At 57.5% G+C, this 1,037-nt stretch carries 3 protein-coding genes; all 3 read right to left on the bottom strand.

Annotated elements, in window-relative coordinates; all coding sequences use genetic code 11:
• Positions 1–191, bottom strand: a 191-nt coding sequence (locus NAF29_RS18090) for a phage tail protein (protein ID WP_072113659.1), incomplete at its 3' end; no start/stop codon positions are given.
• A gap of 11 nt (positions 192–202) precedes the next feature.
• Positions 203–556: a head-tail joining protein gene (locus tag NAF29_RS18095; RefSeq protein WP_000752979.1), complete on the bottom strand. Its 354-nt coding sequence runs from the start codon at positions 554–556 to the stop codon at positions 203–205.
• A gap of 11 nt (positions 557–567) precedes the next feature.
• Positions 568–966, bottom strand: coding sequence for a DNA-packaging protein FI (locus NAF29_RS18100; protein WP_000158919.1), 399 nt, complete (start codon positions 964–966; stop codon positions 568–570).
• Positions 967–1,037 lie beyond the last annotated feature (71 nt).

Here is a 1,037-nt window from a genome sequence, read left to right on the forward strand (position 1 = left end):
GCCCTTTTCAGCCTGGCCCTTTCCTTTACCAGTTTCCGGCGTACCTTTGTCTCACGGGCAACCTGTGACGCCGACTGCGATATCGCGGATGAAGCAACGCGGTTAATGGCCATTGCGGCGGCACCAGGCACCGCCGTTTTGCTGATACGGCTGAGGTTTTCAACGGCCTGCTCAAGACCTTTTATGGCCATACATCCCCCTTTCAGCGGCGACGGTTAACGGCAGGCGGTACGCCCCGTCCAAGCCAGAGATGACAACTTCCGCCATCATCCGGCGAAACCCGATCTACCCAGAAATTTTCCTCACCGATGGTCAGCGTGTCTCCACGCCGCAGCTGCCGCACCTCATCAGTCCGGACAAACAGGGACGGGCTGGAGCCTTCAACGCGCACGCCCTGTCCGGCATAGCTGATATTTTCAGGGTCATCAAAAACACCACGTATCACCGCACCTGACTGCTCACCGGATGTAATGGTGGCTGACGTTCCCATGTACCCGCGTATCGTTTCATCGGCGCGGGCAATGGCAGCATCGAACAGGTTATCGAAATCAGCCACAGCGCCTCCCGTTATTGCATTCTGGCCAGGCCGCGCTCTGTCATTTCGGCTGCCACACCGGCAGAGACACGAAACGCCGTTCCCGGCAGCACAAATGCCACAGGTTCATCCCGCGTGGCGTGAAGTGCATCAGTATGCAGCTTCACCAGTGCCACGACCGTGACCAGTTCAGACGTATCCAGAATCACGGTATCCGGCTGCGCTGATCCCACCTCATTTTCATGTCCGGTCAGCACATTTTCCCGGCTGAGAGGGGTGTCCTGACCGGCAGTTTCATCCGTGTCATCAAGCTCCTCTTTCAGCTCTGCCACACGGAGCGCCAGTTCTTCTTTCGTCCCCGTCAGGCTGACATCACGGTTCAGTTGTTCACCCAGCGAGCGGAGACGGGCAATCAGTTCATCTTTCGTCATGGACTCCTCCACAGAGAAACAATGGCCCCGAAGGGCCATGATTACGCCAGTTGTACGGACACGAACTCATC

Source organism: Echinimonas agarilytica (assembly GCF_023703465.1).
GTDB classification, from domain to species: Bacteria; Pseudomonadota; Gammaproteobacteria; order Enterobacterales; family Neiellaceae; genus Echinimonas; species Echinimonas agarilytica.

Bases quoted from the DNA above. Each gene is read 5' to 3' on its own strand.
- NAF29_RS18100 (WP_000158919.1), bottom strand. From the start codon at position 966: ATGACGAAAGATGAACTGATTGCCCGTCTCCGCTCGCTGGGTGAACAA.